The following is a 16,806-nucleotide window of genomic DNA, read 5'->3' as shown; positions in this document are numbered from 1 at the left end:
TTTGGTTGGAACGAGGTAAAAAACGGGACGCAGGGAGGTGCGCCGTGGAGAATCATGCCATTAATATCCGCGCATCTTATCTACGACATTGAGCATTCCAATCCGCTGCGGAAAGATTTGCAAATTGTTGCGGAAAATTTTGAGAGAGCGATCCAGATACATGGGGGAGATTGATGAGTGGTGTGGAGTGATATAAAGATTTTCCACATCCCATAGCGGTGAATCCTCCGGCAGTGGTTCCTCGGCAAATACGTCTAAGGAAGCCCCACGAATCCGCTTTGAGGACAGGGCATCAACAAGGTCATCTTCATTGACCACGTCACCTCTGGATACGTTGATAAAGAATGCGGTCTCCTTCATCATGTTGAATGCTCTGCGGTCAAAGAGCTGATGTGTCTGTGGGGTCAGAGGAAGTGTAACGATCACATAATCTGCCTTGGACAACGCTTCTCCTAGATGCTCTGTGTCGAACAGTTCATCTACAAACGGTTCTGTCGTTTTCTTTCGCTTGACGGCAACGACACGCATCCCGACATTCTTTAGATGCTTTGCCACCTCGCGACCAATGCTTCCCAGGCCGACGACAGCAGCAGTCTTTCCATAGAGCTCATCAGGGGCCGTGAGCCTCTTCCAGTGGTGTGCTTTTTGATTCTCCCACGCTTCGATGAGGCAGCGGCTGAACGAGAGCATCGTTCCGAGGATGTGTTCAGCCATGGGAATACCGTGAATCCCACGTGAGTTGGTCAATAAAATATCGGAACGTCGGAAGTTCTCGTTGGCAAGCAGCCGCTCTACACCGGCACTGTACGTATGGATCCACTTTAAATTGGGCATTTGCGGAAGAAATGCATCCATATCCATCTGCGCATCATATCCCAAGAGGATGTCGATTTGTCCAAAATGAACAGCAGCTTCTTTGGGACGCAGGCAGTTAATATGGCAGTCGCCGCTTTTATGGATGAGATCCTTTTGCGAATCACTTAATTTGATAAATGATAATATCTGAAGCGTCATCTGCATCTCCTTCTCATAAAATGAATCCTTTGCATAGGGATTATTCTAGATTCCCCGGAAAAATCCTTTTTTAAGCATTGACCATCGTGAATTTACGTGCTAGTATGTGCTCATATTAGTTCTTTAATGGACTAAAGGATTGGAGCTGTTTTCTATGGAAAATTACATGAATGATTATTTGACGATAGCTTTGCCAAAAGGGAAATTGTTTACCATCTCTAAAAATCTTCTTCATCGTGTTGGACTTTCAGCGGATCACCTGAGTGAAAAATCTCGTAAACTTGTCATCGAAAATAAAGACCTAAAGGTACGATTCATCATTGCAAAAACATCGGATGTTCCTACCTATGTCGAATATGGTGCTGCGGATATCGGAATCATAGGGAAGGATGTTCTGCTGGAATCCCAAAAAGATGTATATGAAATTTTGGATCTTGGCTTTGGGAAATGTCATTTGATGATGGCTGTTCCCAAAAAGGAAAAGCGTCGACGTTTGGTCGATTATTCCTATACAAGAGTCGCAACTAAATACCCTCATGTTGCAGAAAGTTTTTTTGCAAGGCAGGGGATGCAGATGGAGTACATCAAGTTAAACGGCTCCATTGAACTCGGTCCTATTGTTGGACTGTCCGAGAGTATTGTAGATATTGTTGAGACGGGAACGACGCTGGCAGAAAACGATTTGGAAGAGATCGCTCACATCTTGGATGTGAGTGCACGTCTGATTGTCAACCGTGTGAGTTTCAAACTGAAATTTCATCGAATCAATGAGATTGTCAATAACCTGAGACCAATCATAGAGAGTGGGGAAATCCTATGAAGATCATTTCTGTTGCTGATGTCGGCATAAAAGAGGTTGAATTACAGCTCACGAAAAAAGCCTTTGACGAAATTGAGCTGGGGGCGTCCATGCGGGCGAAGAATCAAGAGATTTTCGGCGAAGACCTGACCGCAAGTGAATTGGTTCATCGCATTGTTCGTGATGTACGTAGCGGGGGAGATCAAGCACTTCTTCGTTATACTAAATTACTGGATGGTCTTGACCTAAACAGCAAGGACATTATGGTATCTGAATCAGAGTTACAGGCGGCAGCGGATCAGGTGGATGCAGCCGTTCTTGCTTCACTGGAGCGGGCAGCAAAGAATATCTTCGCCTTTCACGAAGAACAAAAGCCGAAATCGTGGATGACCTATCGCGCCCATGGCTCGATCTTGGGGCAGGAAGTGATTCCACTCTCGCGCGTTGGTATTTATGTTCCGGGAGGGACGGCGGCGTATCCGTCATCTGTGCTCATGAACGCCATACCTGCCATAGTCGCTGGCGTTGATGACATTATTATGTCAGTTCCAACCAAAGGCGGCATCCTTAATCCATATGTATTGGCTGCAGCACACATGCTTGGCATCAAGAAAATATTCAGAGTTGGCGGCGCACAAGCTATTGCCGCTATGGCATACGGGACAGAAAGTATCCCTCGTGTCGATAAAATCACGGGGCCTGGGAATCTTTTTGTCACCTTGGCGAAGAAAGAAGTATACGGGCATGTAGATATTGATATGCTCGCGGGCCCCAGTGAAATTCTGATCCTAGCGGATGCGGAGGCTTCTCCAAAATATATTGCGGCAGATATGCTCAGCCAGGCCGAACATGACCCTCTGGCATCCAGCATCTTAATCACCGATAGTGCGGACTTGGCATCGAACGTTCGCTGTGAAATACAAGATCAGCTGCAGAGTCTGCCGCGAAGGGAGACTGCTTCTGCCTCACTGGAACGTAACGGACGCATCATCGTGACGGAAAATATTCAACAATCCGTTCATCTTGCGAACTATTCTGGACCTGAACATATTGAACTTCTCGTAAAGGATGCTTTTCACTTACTTCCAGAGATCCGATGTGCAGGCGCCGTCTTTGTTGGCGCGTATTCTCCGGAGCCATTGGGGGATTATTTCGCAGGACCGAATCATGTTCTTCCGACAGGAGGAACAGCACGGTTTTATTCCGTCCTCAATCTAGAAACCTTTATGAAGCGAACCAGCATCATATCTTATACGAAAAAAGCGCTTGATGAAGTGAGTGATGACATCATCCGTCTGGCAGAAACAGAGGGGCTGGAAGCCCATGCAAGAGCCATTCGGACAAGGAGAGACAATATATGTTGAACTACCGAAACGGATTGGATCGCATGCCATCCTATGACACGACAGAACAGGGTTGGAAGATCAAAGTAAATGCCAATGAATCGAACCTTGGACTTCCTCCATTGGTCGAGGAACGTGTGCTTTCCCGATTATCACGCGTTGCATTCCAACGCTATCCGAATCTGGAATACGATATGTTATGTGAACAGATAGGATGCGCCTACGGATGGGGGAAAGAAAACGTTATCCTTGGAAATGGATCCAGTGAGATCATTGAAAAGATATTCTATGCCTTTGGTGGTGATGCCACGCATAAGATCGTTTACCCGGCACCTTCCTTTTCTATGTATAAAATCTATGCAGCTGCATCCGGGGCGCAGGATGTTGTTGTCCCGCTGCAAGAGGATTATTCTCTTGATGCAGATGCATTCATTCAGGCCGTAAATCAAAACAATGCATCCCTTGCCGTTCTTTGTAATCCAAACAACCCCACCGGCAATGCCCTGTCGATTGAAACCATAGATTATATTGCTGGGCGAATTCGCTGCGCTTTTCTTCTTGATGAAGCATACACAGAATTCTGTGATCAGAGTGCCGTTTCGCTTCTAAAAAAATATGACCACTTGATGATTGCACGTACCTTCTCCAAGGCCTACTCCTTGGCTTCGTGTCGTGTCGGCTATATGTTGGCACATCGTGATATTATTGACATGGCTGCGAAAACATATATGCCGTATCATATCAATACGTTATCCTTGACCACGGCAGACACAGTCTTTCAAATGCGCGCTGAATTTGAACCGCAGATCCAAATGATCTGCGGAGAACGTGATCGTATGCAGGAAAAATACAAACATCTGCGCGGTGTAACGGTATATCCGTCATATACTAATTTTATCCTGATTCATTATACAGGAGCATGCGCGCTAAATGATGAATTGATCCATCAGGGAATTGGCGTGCGTAGTTTTCACAATGCACCTCGGCTGGAGGATACGCTGCGCATTTCCATGGGAAGACCCGATGAAAATGACGCCGTTTTTCGCGCAATAAAAGATTATGTGGAGGCACGTACATGAGTACACGACACGCAGAGATTCATCGGACAACAGCGGAGACCGATGTCGTTGTATCCATGGAGCTCGACGGCAGCGGAACATCTCATATTGATACGGGGATTGGATTTTTTGATCACATGCTCACGCTGTTTGCTGCACATGCTCGTGTCGACTTGACTGTTACGTGTCATGGGGATATCGAGGTCGATGGACATCATACGGTGGAGGATATCGGCATCAGCATAGGCGATGCATTTCGGACAGCCATTGGAGAAAAGCGTGGCATTTCCAGATACGGTACCTTCTTCCTGCCAATGGACGAAACGTTGGCAATGGTCTCCTTGGACATCAGTGGACGTCCGTTTTTGTGTTATGACCCGGGAACTGAGCCAATGACGCCGATGATCGGAACCTATGACACAGAACTCACCGAGGAGTTTCTGCGTGCTTTTTCCTCCCATGCAGGAATCACACTTCATGTGAAAATTTTATACGGAAAAAATTCACATCACCGTGTAGAAGCCGTGTTCAAAGCACTTGCACATGCACTGCGTATTGCCATAGAGAAGGACGCACGAGCAGGTGACGAGATTCCTTCCACGAAGGGGCTTCTGTAAGGAGAGTACATGATTACCGTAATAGATTATGGGGCAGGTAATTTATTTAGTGTCGAAAAAGCATTTTCGGCAATCGGAGCAGAGGTATGTGTAAGCGAAAGAGCAGAGGATATTACATCTGCAGATAAAATTGTCCTGCCAGGCGTGGGTGCATTTGGAGACTGCATGACCAGACTCAATGCGTCGGGACTGGTTCCTTTGCTAAAAGAGCGTATTGCCGAAGGAGTACCACTTTTTGGAATATGTGTTGGGCTTCAGATCCTATTTGAGGGCAGTGAGGAATCACCGGATGTGCAGGGGCTGGGACTGCTGCGCGGACATGTGAAAAAAATCTCTGCAAAAAATGAGAAAATACCGCATATGGGCTGGAATGCCGTGCATATCGAAGAGAATTATAGGAGGAGTGGACTGCTCAAAAACATCCCGGATGCCTCTTATGTTTATTTTGTACACAGCTACCATGCGGTTCCTTCAGATCCTTCGATAATTTCATCGACATGTTGCTATGGAGAGGAGATCACCGCATCGATTGCTTCTGAGCACATCATGGCAACGCAGTTTCATCCGGAAAAATCCGGGAAAATCGGGCTGGCGATGATAAGGAATTTTGCAAACTGTTGATAGGAAGGGTTTTTATGCTGATTCTCCCTGCTATTGATTTACGCGGCGGGAACTGTGTCCGCCTTGTTAAAGGAGATTTCAAACAAGAAACGATCTACAGTGAACATCCCGAAGAAATTGCTCTTCGCTGGGAAGGAGAAGGTGCAGAATTTCTTCACGTCGTCGACTTGGATGGAGCTCTTGCTGGAGAGCCGCAGAATATGGACGCGATAAAGCGTATTCTTCAGGCGGTGACAATACCCGTTGAGGTCGGAGGCGGCATACGGTCAATGGAATCGATTGATCGTCTCCTTTCCATCGGCGTTTCGCGTGTTATCTTAGGCTCTGTTGCCGTGCATAAAGAGGAACTGGTACAGGAGGCATGCAGCTCATACGGAAATCGTATCGTCGTTGGCATTGATGCGAAGAAGGGAATTGTCGCAACGGATGGATGGGAAAAATCAGGCGGCATATCGGCAGTAGAGCTTGCGAAAAAACTCGGCGCATTTGGTCTGGAGACGATCATCTATACTGATATATCACGTGATGGGACACTTTCCGGTGTGAACGTCACAGAAACGGCACATTTGGCTCGTTCCTCCGGGATCAAGGTGATTGCCTCGGGCGGAGTGAAATCCATCAGCGATATTGAGAAACTCAAGAAAAGGGAATGTGATGGCATCATTGGGGTGATTGTCGGAAAATCTATTTATGAAGGAACACTAACTCTCACCGAGGCAATTGCAGCATCGCGCTGACATATACGTGTATCTTTCGAAAGGATTGATATCATCATGCAAACAACCTTTGCAAAACGTGTCATCCCATGTCTGGATGTCAAAGACGGACGAGTTGTCAAAGGAACAAATTTTGTTGGACTAAGGGATGCAGGAGATCCTGTCGAATTAGCCAAACGATACGATGAAGAAGGTGCTGATGAAATTGTATTTTTGGACATCACAGCATCTCATGAAAAACGGAAGACGATGGATCACGTCGTCTCTAGCTGTGCGTCCGAGGTATTCATTCCGCTCACCGTTGGCGGCGGAATAAGCACCCTAGATGATATGCAGCATATACTCAAGGCGGGAGCCGATAAGACCGCAGTCAATACCGCCGGTGTAAAAAATCCAGAATTGATCCGAGAGGGTGCTTTACGATTTGGCCGTCAGTGTATTGTCGCCGCAATCGATGCACGTCGTACCGGAAGAGATACATGGGAAGTGTATATCAATGGTGGGCGTACGGCAACGGGACTTGACTGTGTAGCGTGGGCAAAGGATGCAGTACGTCTTGGAGCCGGTGAAATTCTGCTGACGAGCATGGATGCAGATGGGACAAAAAACGGCTATGATATAGAACTTACACGTGCTGTATCAGAAAGCGTTAACGTTCCTGTGATTGCTTCCGGAGGAGCAGGAACACTGCAGCATTTTTACGATGTTCTCACAAAAGGAAAAGCGGATGCTGTTCTTGCTGCGTCGCTGTTCCACTATGGTGAGTTCACGATAGAAGAGGTAAAAACATATCTTAGGTCACATGGACTGGGGGTTCGATTATGATGAATGTAGATATGTCAATGATTCAATTTGACGACCGAGGGCTGGTGCCGGCAATTGTACAGGAAGAAAACAATCAAGTCCTGATGCTGGCATATATGAATCGGGAATCGCTTGAAAAAACAATAGAGACCGGATTTGCATGGTATTACAGCCGCAGCCGCCAAAAACTATGGAAAAAAGGCGAAACATCAGGTAATGTCCAACGCGTAAAAGAAATCTCTTACGATTGTGACGGTGACACCATATTGCTGCGTGTCAAGCAGTCAGGCGTAGCGTGTCATACAGGCACCTACTCATGTTTTAGCGGCCGTAAACTCTATGACGCAGACAGTAAGAGTATTATCCCTCTAACAGAAAAAGAAGAGCATCCATTGACTGAAGTTTTGGCGTCCCTTTATCAGGTCATTCAGAGCCGACGCCTGCATCCAGTCGAAGGATCCTATACCAACTATCTATTTGATAAAGGACAGGATAAGATCCTGAAGAAACTCGCCGAAGAAACGGCAGAGACGATCATTGCCTCCAAGAATAACATTCGCGAAGATGTCCTCTATGAGATGGGAGATTTGTGGTATCACTGTCTCGTCTTGTTGGCGTATCACAACATGACGCCGGAAGATCTGCTGGAAGAATTGAAGCGGAGAAACAGCGGAGGAAAATATCATAAATTTGCCGGCAAGACAGGCATACGTCCAGATATGTGATCCCTCTGTTTTTCACCAGCTATCCATAATGGTAATTATGGATAGCTGGTGAAATAAAGAAAAACTGGAGCAAAAGATATGTGAATCTTATAACTTGTCATTGACAATAACGCAATTTGAAACTATAATTTAGATATTGGGTTATATAACTATAGATTATAGTTTTAATCAAGGAGAGTGTTCTTTTATGGCAAAGAATCCGGTCAAAATTACCGAGACTGTCCTCCGCGACGGACATCAGTCGTTGGTAGCAACGCGCATGCGCATTTCGGACATGCTTCCGCAGCTTGCGGCGCTTGATGCCATCGGCTACAATGCTCTTGAGGCATGGGGCGGTGCCACATTTGACACATGCCTTCGTTTCCTCGATGAGGACCCGTGGGAGCGCTTGGATATTCTGAAGAAGAACCTTAAGACGCCAATTCAGATGCTCCTTCGTGGCCAGAACCTGCTTGGATACAATCATTATTCCAACGATGTTGTTGAAAAATTTGTCCAGAAAGCATCTGCACACGGCGTCGGTGTCTTCCGCATCTTTGATGCATTGAACGATATCCGCAACCTGAGGGTTGCTATTGATTCGGCTCTGAAATGCCCGGAGAAACCGCATGTCCAGGGTTGCCTTGTATATACGATCAGCCCGGTTCACACAAACGAAAGCTTTGTTGAATTGGCTGTCGAGCTCGAGAAGATGGGATGTCATTCCGTCTGCATCAAGGACATGTCAGGCCTGCTGAAGCCATATGTTGCTGAGGATCTGGTCAAGAAGCTCAAAGCAGCGGTGAAGATCCCCATCGATCTCCATACACACTGCACCTCTGGATTTGGTCATGCAACGTATCTGAAAGCCATCGAGGCGGGTGTTGATATCATCGATACAGCACTGGCTCCCTTCTCCAGCGACACATCTCAGCCGTGTACTGAAACGATGGTTGCGATGCTGGAAGGAGAAGAGCGTGATACCGGGCTTGACCGTCAGGCAATGACGCCGATCTCCAAGTACTTCCTCAAGGTAAAGCAGGATCTCATTAAGACGTTCAACCTTAAGGGATACTTTGACGTCAATCCGAACGTGTTGGATTTCCAGATTCCTGGCGGTATGCTTTCCAATCTTGCTAACCAGCTCAAAGAAGCCGGCATGGAAGACAAGTACCAGGATCTTCTCGACGAGATGCCGCGCGTACGCAAAGATGTCGGTTATCCGCCGCTCGTTACCCCCTCTTCTCAGATCGTTGGAACTATGGCAACGTTTAACGTTATGAGTGGCCAGCGTTACAAGATGGTGCCGAATGAGTTCAAGGATCTTGCTCGTGGAAAATTCGGCAGAACCCCCGTTGAGGTCGATCGTAAGTTCCTGACCGATACGCTTGGGATTGCTCCGGAGGATATCATCGAGGACTGCTCGATCGAAGATGCAAAGGCAAAGACATTCGACGAGTTTAAGGAAGAACTGAAAGGAAAAGGATATCTCAATCCGACCGATGAGGATGTTCTCTCCTATGCTCTCTTCCCGCAAGTTGCGGAGGAGTTCTTCAAGGCACACTACAAGCCGATTACGGCATACGTAAAAGAGTAAAACAATATATCTAAAAAAGAAGATGGAACACGGTTCGCCGCGTTCCATCTTCTTTTATTTTTCCTTGAAGAATACCGATTTTCCAATAAATTCTCGAAAGATGGAATTATTGGGGATATCATCGATGTCATGAATTTCATTGACGTATTGAAGAAAACGCAGAATCAATCGCGCTTCTGTATATCCCTCTTCCCCTCTGCCTATCGCCTCTAAGAGAGGTACTGCATATTTTTTTAACACACCAATTTCATAGATCAGCGCGGAATTGAACAAAACATCGGCTTCCTCCTGAAATGGGAAAATATATTTTTCCTCCCCTGCCCTGACGTCTGGCCACTGCTTAATTGTCTTAATGGCCTTTGCACCACGAAATTGATGATCCCGAACCAATCTGCGAAGGAAGCGCACCTCCGTTGTTGGGATACGATTATGTGCATCAATGTTCAGCTGTGTCAATGCACTAATATATATTTTGTATTTGTTTTTTCGCGCTATATCTGCGGTGAGCCGTTCATTTAGGCCATGAATACCCTCAATAATAACGGGTTGATCTTCTTTCAGCAGTAAGAAATTATCATCGCGCCATTCCCTCTTTCCCGTAATGAAATTGTAGTAAGGAATTTGTACCTTATGTCCATTTAGGAGTTCCAACATATTTTGATTGAAGAGAGCTGTATCGATCGCGTCAATCGACTCATAGTCATACTGTCCTTTTTCATTTCGTGGCGTGTCCTCACGGTTCAGAAAATAATCATCCAATGAGATCATAATGGGATGCAGACCATTGACGCGAAGCTGTATCTGCAGTCTCTGAGCAAAGGATGTCTTCCCGGAAGATGATGGTCCGGCAATCAAAATAAGCCGTATATTGTTCCGATGTGAAGCGATGTGATCCGCGATTTGAGCGATACGTTTCTCCTGCAGTGCCTCAGATATGCGTATGAGCTCTCCCATACGATGTTCAGTATTGATCTGATTCAGATCCGAGATGTATGGGCACTCCAAGATCTTCGCCCATTCCTTCGCTTCAGAAAGAATGTGTCCAAATTTTGGTTGCTCTACACGCGTTCTGATTTTCCCGTCTGTCATTTCATCTGGTGTGCGTATCAATACACCGGATTGTTCCACATCTAATGCAAACTGTCCGAGAAGCTTTGTCTCTGGGAGCATCGCTCCATACAGGTAATCGGGATAGTTACGGCACGTATATATACTGATCATGGAGTGTGGGAGTGAAGCAATCAGTGCAGCCTTTCCCCTCTTGCCATGCGCCTGAAAGAGTTCAATTGCTTCCTGACGCGGAATACTGTGCTTGACGATGGGCGTGTTGCTCGCAATCATCTCACGCATTTCTTGTTCGATATCATGGATCAAATGCGCGTTGATTGGTCTTCCTGGGATTTTTACTTCACAATATAATCCCTTATTGACTGTAAACTTGGCGACGACCTCTGCTTCTTTGTTCATATTGGATACGGCCACGATAAAGAGAAAGAGGATGGAGCGCTGATAAATTCTCCATCCAAGGGAAGTATTCAACTCGATAAATGAAATTTCATCATCATGATCATATTCTGACTGTATATCTCGTACTTCACCGTTGATTTTAGCTGCAACAATCGGACTGGAGTAATTCTGCTCTTCCCCTTGTGCAAGCTGCATCAATGTTTTTTTCATCAGAACCCTCTTCTCTCTTTACAGAAAAACCTGCCCATCGCGAGCAGGTTATCATCAGATAAAGAATGTAACAATTTTGTAGGTGATTGCACCCATGATAGCTGTGCATGGGATTGTCAGCACCCACGCTACTACCATTTGCTGTGCGACACCCCATCGAACAGCGTTAATGCGTTTTGCTGCTCCTACCCCCATAATGGAGCCGGAAACGACATGTGTTGTACTCACAGGCAGATGCAGCAAAGTTGCACCAAATATGATAATGGATGAGTTCAAATCCGCCGAAAATCCTGAAATCGGTTGTAACTTAAATATCTTACCTCCGATGGTCTTGATGATGCGCCAGCCGCCGACGGCCGTTCCACAAGCCATTGCAGTTGCGGCAAGGATTTTGACATAGGTGGGAACCTCGAACGCATCAATGTATCCACCAGCCAATAAGGCGAGTGTAATGATACCCATAGACTTCTGTGCATCGTTGGAGCCGTGAGAAAATGCCATAGTAGCAGCCGATAGGATCTGCATCTTCTTGAATTTCCCGTTGATGGATGTTGGACGTGAATGCCCAAACACGCGGAACAGAAGCAACATGATGATGCATCCGGAAACCATACCAACTAAAGGAGATAAAATCAACGAGAGGACAATTTTTCCGATTCCCGTGAAGTTTAATCCATCAACGCCTGAGGACGTCATCAGAACAGCACCGATCACCCCACCGACAAGTGCATGTGAACTACTGGAAGGCATCGAAAACTTCCATGTAATCACATTCCATACGATAGAGCCGAAGAGCGCAGCAATAAGAACGTGTTCATCTACGTGAGAGGCTGATTTTACGATATCTGAACCAATAGTCTTTGCCACACCAGTGCTATACATTGCACCGAAAAAGTTAAGGACTGCGGCCATAATAATGGCGTGCTGCGGATGAATCGCTCTTGTGGAAACAGAAGTGGCAATCGCATTCGCTGTATCATGAAAACCGTTGATAAAGTCGAATATCAATGCCAACAGAATGACTAGAAAGATCAATAGCTGCAAATCAGGCATACTTCATTACCACTCCTCGCAGCATATCAGCAATATGTTCACAATGATCCAGCGTGTCTTCCAGCTGCTCCAGAACATCTTTCCAGCGAATGAGCTCAATCGGATCCTTCTCGTGTTCAAACAGGTAGGCAACTTCACGACGGTAGATGAGATCGCCTTCACTTTCAAAACGTTCAATCTTGTGCGATGCGTCCAATATACCCACTTGATTTTTGCGGATATTCCCCAAAAAAGATACCGCACGGACGATCTCCTCTGTTGCAGAGAGCAATAACTTGGTCAGGTTTACTGCCCCAGGCATTGGTTCCCCCATATGGTACATGTCGTATCGCTGTAATATTCCTTGAAGGAGATCAACGCCGTCATCGAGGTTGTTTGCCAATGCGTATATGTCTTCACGATCAATCGGTGTAATGAAAGTGAGGTTCAGCTTGTCAATAATACGGTCGTTGATAGCATCTGCTTCGTGTTCAATTTTATTGATTTCTTCGACCTTAACCGCTGTCGTTTTGTAATCCTGGATGACCTCGTCCAGAATCAAAGATCCTGCATGAAAGAATTTCGCACTTTCAAGGAATAGATCAAAGAACTCATCATCCTTCTGTTTGAAATTAAACATAAATCCAGATCCTCCCCAGGAATACATTTACTTGGAGGTACATACAGAAAAATCACACCCCAATAATATCATTATTTCAGATTGACAGCAAGCCAAAATTTGACTGTACTCAAATCCTTTCGGCGAGTCGCTCAGCGAGGAGTGTATAGCGTCGTCTTGTTCGATCATTGCTTACAGCGGTAAAGAGTGCCGTGCGATCTCCGACAAGAACCACACGTTTTTTTGCGCGTGTGACAGCCGTATAGAGGAGGTTACGCTGCAGCATAATATGATGCGCACGTACAAGCGGTAAAATAACAGTACTATATTCGCTGCCCTGACTCTTGTGTACACTCATGACGTAGGCGAGTGTAAGCGATGCGAACTCATCCCTCGTATACGTGACATCCACATCATCTGCGTATTGTACGATAAGTTTTTCCGTATCAATCCATACAATACGACCAACATCACCGTTGAAAACATTTTTGGTATAGTCGTTTCGTATCTGCATGACCTTATCGCCGCTGCGAAATCCGGCGATTGACGCATTGTCTTCCGTTTCTGGGTTGAGTGCTTCCTGTAGTGTGCGGTTTAGTGCATCTACGCCACATGCTTCACGACGCATGGGTGAAAGCACTTGCATGTCCATCACAGAGTGCCCCGTTTCGATCAATGATTGGCAAATTGATAGGACTTGCTTCGCAGCTTCCTCGGCAGATACTGCTGGAACGAAGGAGAAATCGCTTCCTGTAAATGTCGGCATAGATCCAGTGTTGATTGCATGTGCATTGAGCACAATCGTTCCTCTGTTATTCTGACGAAAAATCTGTGTCAGACGCACGCATGGAAAAACGTTCGAACGAAGAATATCTTTTAATACCGATCCTGGCCCGACTGCTGGAAGTTGATCTGCATCTCCAACGAAGACGATGTGTGAGCCTGGAAGGACAGCGGAAAGCAGATGCTGCATCAGCACAATATCCATCATGGATACCTCATCGATGATAACAACATCTGCCTCAAGCATACATTCTGCATCACGCGCAAAATGCATCTCACCGTCTTCACGCCCTTGTGCTTCAAGCATGCGATGTACAGTGGCTGCGGGAGCCCCTGTCGCTTCTGAAAGGCGTTTCGCAGCACGACCTGTTGGCGCGGCGAGAAGGATCTCCAGCCCCTGCTCTCCCATTATATCAATCATGCTTCGAATGACTGTTGTCTTTCCTGTGCCAGGGCCGCCAGTAAGTATGACAACGCCATGAAGCAGGGATGCAATCACGGCATCTCGCTGCTGCTGTGCGAGTGTTACCTCATGTTCTTCCTCCCATTTGCTGACAAGTGCTGCAGGGTTGTGAACGTGAATTGGTTCTGCTTTATGCTTCAGCATGCGGAGAAGATCTGCGGTTTCCACCTCTGCATGATACAATTGCGGCGAGTAAATCAGACGCTCTCCCATCTCGTCCACGGCATAGATGCGGTGCATTTTCACCTCGCGCCGAAGTACATCCATAATATCAACGTGCTCAACACTAAGGCGCTTGGCGGTATGCTCAATCAGCAGAGTTTCCGGAATGCAGCAATGCCCATTGGAGGCAATTTGTGCCAGTTCAAAAAGGATGCCTGCTGCAATCCGTTCCGTTGAGTTTTTTTCCCACCCACATGCCGCAGCAATCGTATCCGCCGTGATAAACCCAATACCATCTACTTCTTGTGCCAGCTGATATGGATTTGTCTCCATCATCTTCAGAGAGAGTGAGCCATATTTTTTGAAGATACGTGCAGCATAGCCACCCGTCACGCCATGCTCTTCCAGCCAAAGCATAATATCACGCAGTTCGTTTTGCCTAAGATAGGATGCTGTAATTTTCTCTGCCGTTTTAGGTCCAATCCCGGTAACTTCCGTTAGACGACGTGGTGTGCTCTCTATGACCTTTAGCGTGTCTGTACCAAAACGTTCAACGATACGACGTGCCATCGCCGAGCCGATTCCTTCGATCACGCCGGAAGACAAAAACCGTTCGATGCCATGTGTTGTCGTCGGTGCACTAACGTGCATTTGCACAGCTCGAAACTGTCTCCCAAAGCGAGGATGAACAACCCATGTTCCGCTTAACTGCACTTCCTGCCCGAGAAGCGGTGCGGGAAGGTTCACTGTTGCTGTACATTTCGACTGACCTTGCAGGCGCAGGCGAAAAACAGAAAATGCATCATTTGCAGCCGAAAAAATGATATGATCTACAATACCGATTAGTTGTTCTTCCTTGTTATTGAAATCAAGATCTTGCTGAAGCTGCATCATCGACCTCCATCAGCTGCTCCCACTTAGCATAACGCTGTAAAATTTCCTGCTCCTTTTCTGCATACGCTGCAGCGATGGTACGGCTGCGTTCGGGGTCACATTGTGTTTCCGACAAATTCATCTCGTACTCCAACCCTTTTAGCTCTGCCTCTGCCATAGCGATCTCTGCTTCAGCACGTTCAACCATTTCCTGACGGCGGCCCGTAGGAAGCGTGCTTGCTGACGACTGTCTATGGGAATTATTTTTTTGTGCAGGAGGTTGTTCTGTTTTCTTCTTTTGGGAGACTTGATCCTGCTCTTGTGGCCGTGAAGACTCCTCTTCTTTTTTCATCAGATAGTAACTGTACCCACCGAGATACTCCGTGATCGTTCCTTGGTTCAATACCAATGTGCAGTTTGCTGTCTTATCCAGAAAATAACGATCGTGAGATACGGCAATAAATGTTCCCGGGAAGGCCATAAGTGCCTCCTCTACTGCCTCTCGTGCCGGTATATCCAGATGGTTCGTTGGCTCATCCAGAACAAGAAAATTAGCGCCTGTCAGCATCAGTTTCAGAAATGCGACGCGTGCCTGTTCACCACCGGACAATTCTCCAATACGCCGGAGCACATCATCTCCATGAAAGAGAAATGCACCGAGATAGCTGCGTGTGGTCTCCTCACTTAATCCGTAGGTATAGCTAATTTCATCTAAAATCGTATTATTGGGATTAAGGCCTTCGTGCTGCTGGGAAAAATATCCGATCTTGACACGGCTGCCGATCTTCACACGTCCTTCTGCTTCACGTTCTCCCACCAGAATTTGGAGGAGTGTCGTCTTTCCTGCACCATTTTCTCCAATCAGTGCGACACCGTCTCCCTTTCGTATTAAGAGGGAGATATGATCAAGAATACGGTGCCCATCCTGATAGGAAAATGAGACATCCTCAAACTCCGCAACACGCTGTGCGCACTCCTCCGGGGGAGCAAAGGAAAAGAATTGAAACTGTGCTGCTTCAGGTGGAAGTACGATGCGTTCCAAGCGATTGAGCTGACTCTGTCTGCCACGCGCCTGTTTTGCTTTTATCCCTGCTTTATACTTGCGAATGTATTCTTCTGTCTTGCGGATATGGTCCTGTTGTTTTTCGTAAGCATGCTGAAGTGCTGCGCGGCGCTCATTTTTTATGCGTATGTAATGCGTATAATTTCCTGTATACGACGTAATGGTTTGATGTTCGAGCTCGAGAATATGTGAGGCGACACGATCAAGAAAATAACGATCATGAGAAATTAAAAGCACACCACCTCTGTATGAGCGGATGAATTCCTCCAACCATTCGATCATGCCGATATCCAGATGATTGGTCGGCTCGTCTAAAAAAAGAAAATCCGGTTCACGCAAAAGCGCTTTGGCAAGACATATACGTGTTGTTTGACCACCGGAAAAATGATGAACATCCTTAGACAAATCCGATTCGGAAAAACCAAGACCAAATGCAACGCGCCGAATATGCCGTTCAAAATCATACCCATTCATGGATTCGAATCGATTCACAAGATTTCCATAGGCTTTGAGATCTTCTTCACTGTTATGTCCGGAGGAGATACGACGTTCCATCCGTTCTTTTTCTTCACGAAGTGAAATAATATCAGAGAAGGCACTGTATAATTCATCATATAGTGTTTTCGAAGAAAATATTGCCTGCTGCTCAACGTAGCCGATGGTATCGGTCGGATCGACAGACACTGTACCATCATCCGCCTCTTCCCGCCCAAGGAGAACACGCATCAGTGTGGTTTTACCGCTTCCGTTGGCACCCACAAGACCTATTTTATTGCCGCGCATAATTTCAAGGTTCACATGAGAAAAAAGTGTATGTATCCCATACGATTTTTCCAGACCGACCGCCTTAAAACTCCCCAT

The 16,806-nt window shown here is 46.4% G+C and carries 15 protein-coding genes; 9 read left to right on the top strand and 6 right to left on the bottom strand.

Going from position 1 to position 16,806, the window contains the following annotated elements:
• Positions 1–60 precede the first annotated feature (60 nt).
• On the bottom strand, positions 61–1,014 hold the full coding sequence (locus tag ADJ74_RS09860) for a D-2-hydroxyacid dehydrogenase (RefSeq protein ID WP_050343910.1): 954 nt from the start codon (positions 1,012–1,014) through the stop codon (positions 61–63).
• A gap of 154 nt (positions 1,015–1,168) precedes the next feature.
• Between ADJ74_RS09860 and hisG the strand changes: the two genes are divergently transcribed.
• The 9 genes from hisG to ADJ74_RS09815 all read left to right on the top strand — a co-directional run bounded on the left by hisG (position 1,169) and on the right by ADJ74_RS09815 (position 9,273).
• Positions 1,169–1,834, top strand: a complete 666-nt coding sequence (hisG, locus tag ADJ74_RS09855; RefSeq protein ID WP_050343908.1) for an ATP phosphoribosyltransferase — start codon at positions 1,169–1,171, stop codon at positions 1,832–1,834.
• Positions 1,831–3,177 (top strand): histidinol dehydrogenase, encoded by a 1,347-nt coding sequence (hisD, locus tag ADJ74_RS09850; protein WP_050343906.1) that lies wholly within the window; start codon positions 1,831–1,833, stop codon positions 3,175–3,177. The genes hisG and hisD overlap by 4 nt, the downstream gene beginning before the upstream one ends.
• Positions 3,171–4,235 carry a histidinol-phosphate transaminase gene (hisC, locus tag ADJ74_RS09845; protein WP_050343904.1) on the top strand — a complete coding sequence of 355 codons (1,065 nt, stop codon included), beginning with the start codon at positions 3,171–3,173 and terminating at the stop codon, positions 4,233–4,235. Before hisD ends, hisC begins: the two co-directional genes overlap by 7 nt.
• A complete protein-coding gene (gene hisB, locus ADJ74_RS09840) occupies positions 4,232–4,831 on the top strand; it encodes an imidazoleglycerol-phosphate dehydratase HisB (protein WP_050343902.1) in 600 nt (199 codons plus the stop codon). The genes hisC and hisB overlap by 4 nt, the downstream gene beginning before the upstream one ends.
• Before the next feature lie 9 nt (positions 4,832–4,840).
• Positions 4,841–5,452, top strand: a complete 612-nt coding sequence (gene hisH, locus ADJ74_RS09835; RefSeq protein ID WP_050343900.1) for an imidazole glycerol phosphate synthase subunit HisH — start codon at positions 4,841–4,843, stop codon at positions 5,450–5,452.
• 14 nt (positions 5,453–5,466) lie between these two features.
• The gene (gene hisA, locus ADJ74_RS09830; RefSeq protein ID WP_050343897.1) at positions 5,467–6,189 is read left to right on the top strand and encodes a 1-(5-phosphoribosyl)-5-[(5-phosphoribosylamino)methylideneamino]imidazole-4-carboxamide isomerase; all 723 of its coding nucleotides are present in this window, start codon (positions 5,467–5,469) and stop codon (positions 6,187–6,189) included.
• 36 nt (positions 6,190–6,225) lie between these two features.
• Complete coding sequence (hisF, locus tag ADJ74_RS09825) at positions 6,226–6,993, top strand: imidazole glycerol phosphate synthase subunit HisF (protein ID WP_009442153.1); 768 nt, start codon at positions 6,226–6,228, stop codon at positions 6,991–6,993.
• The gene (gene hisIE / locus ADJ74_RS09820) at positions 6,993–7,697 is read left to right on the top strand and encodes a bifunctional phosphoribosyl-AMP cyclohydrolase/phosphoribosyl-ATP diphosphatase HisIE (protein ID WP_039981499.1); all 705 of its coding nucleotides are present in this window, start codon (positions 6,993–6,995) and stop codon (positions 7,695–7,697) included. The genes hisF and hisIE overlap by 1 nt, the downstream gene beginning before the upstream one ends.
• 187 nt (positions 7,698–7,884) lie before the next feature.
• On the top strand, positions 7,885–9,273 hold the full coding sequence (locus ADJ74_RS09815; RefSeq protein ID WP_050343895.1) for a pyruvate carboxylase subunit B: 1,389 nt from the start codon (positions 7,885–7,887) through the stop codon (positions 9,271–9,273).
• A gap of 54 nt (positions 9,274–9,327) precedes the next feature.
• On the opposite strand, the gene ADJ74_RS09810 is transcribed toward ADJ74_RS09815, so the two are convergent.
• From ADJ74_RS09810 to ADJ74_RS09790, 5 genes are all read right to left on the bottom strand, one after another.
• Positions 9,328–10,950: a nucleoside kinase gene (locus ADJ74_RS09810; RefSeq protein ID WP_050343894.1), complete on the bottom strand. Its 1,623-nt coding sequence runs from the start codon at positions 10,948–10,950 to the stop codon at positions 9,328–9,330.
• Positions 10,951–11,004: 54 nt separating this feature from the next.
• Positions 11,005–12,003: an inorganic phosphate transporter gene (locus ADJ74_RS09805; protein WP_050343892.1), complete on the bottom strand. Its 999-nt coding sequence runs from the start codon at positions 12,001–12,003 to the stop codon at positions 11,005–11,007.
• Entirely contained in the window at positions 11,996–12,622 is a 627-nt protein-coding gene (locus ADJ74_RS09800) for a DUF47 domain-containing protein (RefSeq protein ID WP_050343890.1), read from the bottom strand. The genes ADJ74_RS09805 and ADJ74_RS09800 overlap by 8 nt, the downstream gene beginning before the upstream one ends.
• A gap of 109 nt (positions 12,623–12,731) precedes the next feature.
• A complete protein-coding gene (locus ADJ74_RS09795; RefSeq protein ID WP_050343888.1) occupies positions 12,732–14,900 on the bottom strand; it encodes an ATP-dependent RecD-like DNA helicase in 2,169 nt (722 codons plus the stop codon).
• Positions 14,878–16,806, bottom strand: a complete 1,929-nt coding sequence (locus tag ADJ74_RS09790) for an ABC-F family ATP-binding cassette domain-containing protein (protein ID WP_050343886.1) — start codon at positions 16,804–16,806, stop codon at positions 14,878–14,880. The genes ADJ74_RS09795 and ADJ74_RS09790 overlap by 23 nt, the downstream gene beginning before the upstream one ends.

Origin of the sequence: Selenomonas sp. oral taxon 478, from assembly GCF_001189555.1 — a bacterium.
Taxonomy (GTDB): domain Bacteria; phylum Bacillota; class Negativicutes; order Selenomonadales; family Selenomonadaceae; genus Centipeda; species Centipeda felix.
This window is presented reverse-complemented; position numbering and strand designations above follow the sequence as displayed.

Excerpts from the sequence above, each read along its gene's own strand:
- ADJ74_RS09860 (WP_050343910.1), bottom strand. The coding sequence starts at position 1,014 with ATGACGCTTCAGATATTATCATTTATCAAATTAAGTGATTCGCAAAAG.
- hisG (WP_050343908.1), top strand. The coding sequence starts at position 1,169 with ATGGAAAATTACATGAATGATTATTTGACGATAGCTTTGCCAAAAGGG.
- hisD (WP_050343906.1), top strand. The coding sequence starts at position 1,831 with ATGAAGATCATTTCTGTTGCTGATGTCGGCATAAAAGAGGTTGAATTA.
- hisC (WP_050343904.1), top strand. The coding sequence starts at position 3,171 with ATGTTGAACTACCGAAACGGATTGGATCGCATGCCATCCTATGACACG.
- hisB (WP_050343902.1), top strand. The coding sequence starts at position 4,232 with ATGAGTACACGACACGCAGAGATTCATCGGACAACAGCGGAGACCGAT.
- hisH (WP_050343900.1), top strand. The coding sequence starts at position 4,841 with ATGATTACCGTAATAGATTATGGGGCAGGTAATTTATTTAGTGTCGAA.
- hisA (WP_050343897.1), top strand. The coding sequence starts at position 5,467 with ATGCTGATTCTCCCTGCTATTGATTTACGCGGCGGGAACTGTGTCCGC.
- hisF (WP_009442153.1), top strand. The coding sequence starts at position 6,226 with ATGCAAACAACCTTTGCAAAACGTGTCATCCCATGTCTGGATGTCAAA.
- hisIE (WP_039981499.1), top strand. The coding sequence starts at position 6,993 with ATGAATGTAGATATGTCAATGATTCAATTTGACGACCGAGGGCTGGTG.
- ADJ74_RS09815 (WP_050343895.1), top strand. The coding sequence starts at position 7,885 with ATGGCAAAGAATCCGGTCAAAATTACCGAGACTGTCCTCCGCGACGGA.
- ADJ74_RS09810 (WP_050343894.1), bottom strand. The coding sequence starts at position 10,950 with ATGAAAAAAACATTGATGCAGCTTGCACAAGGGGAAGAGCAGAATTAC.
- ADJ74_RS09805 (WP_050343892.1), bottom strand. The coding sequence starts at position 12,003 with ATGCCTGATTTGCAGCTATTGATCTTTCTAGTCATTCTGTTGGCATTG.
- ADJ74_RS09800 (WP_050343890.1), bottom strand. The coding sequence starts at position 12,622 with ATGTTTAATTTCAAACAGAAGGATGATGAGTTCTTTGATCTATTCCTT.
- ADJ74_RS09795 (WP_050343888.1), bottom strand. The coding sequence starts at position 14,900 with ATGCAGCTTCAGCAAGATCTTGATTTCAATAACAAGGAAGAACAACTA.
- ADJ74_RS09790 (WP_050343886.1), bottom strand. The coding sequence starts at position 16,806 with ATGGGGAGTTTTAAGGCGGTCGGTCTGGAAAAATCGTATGGGATACAT.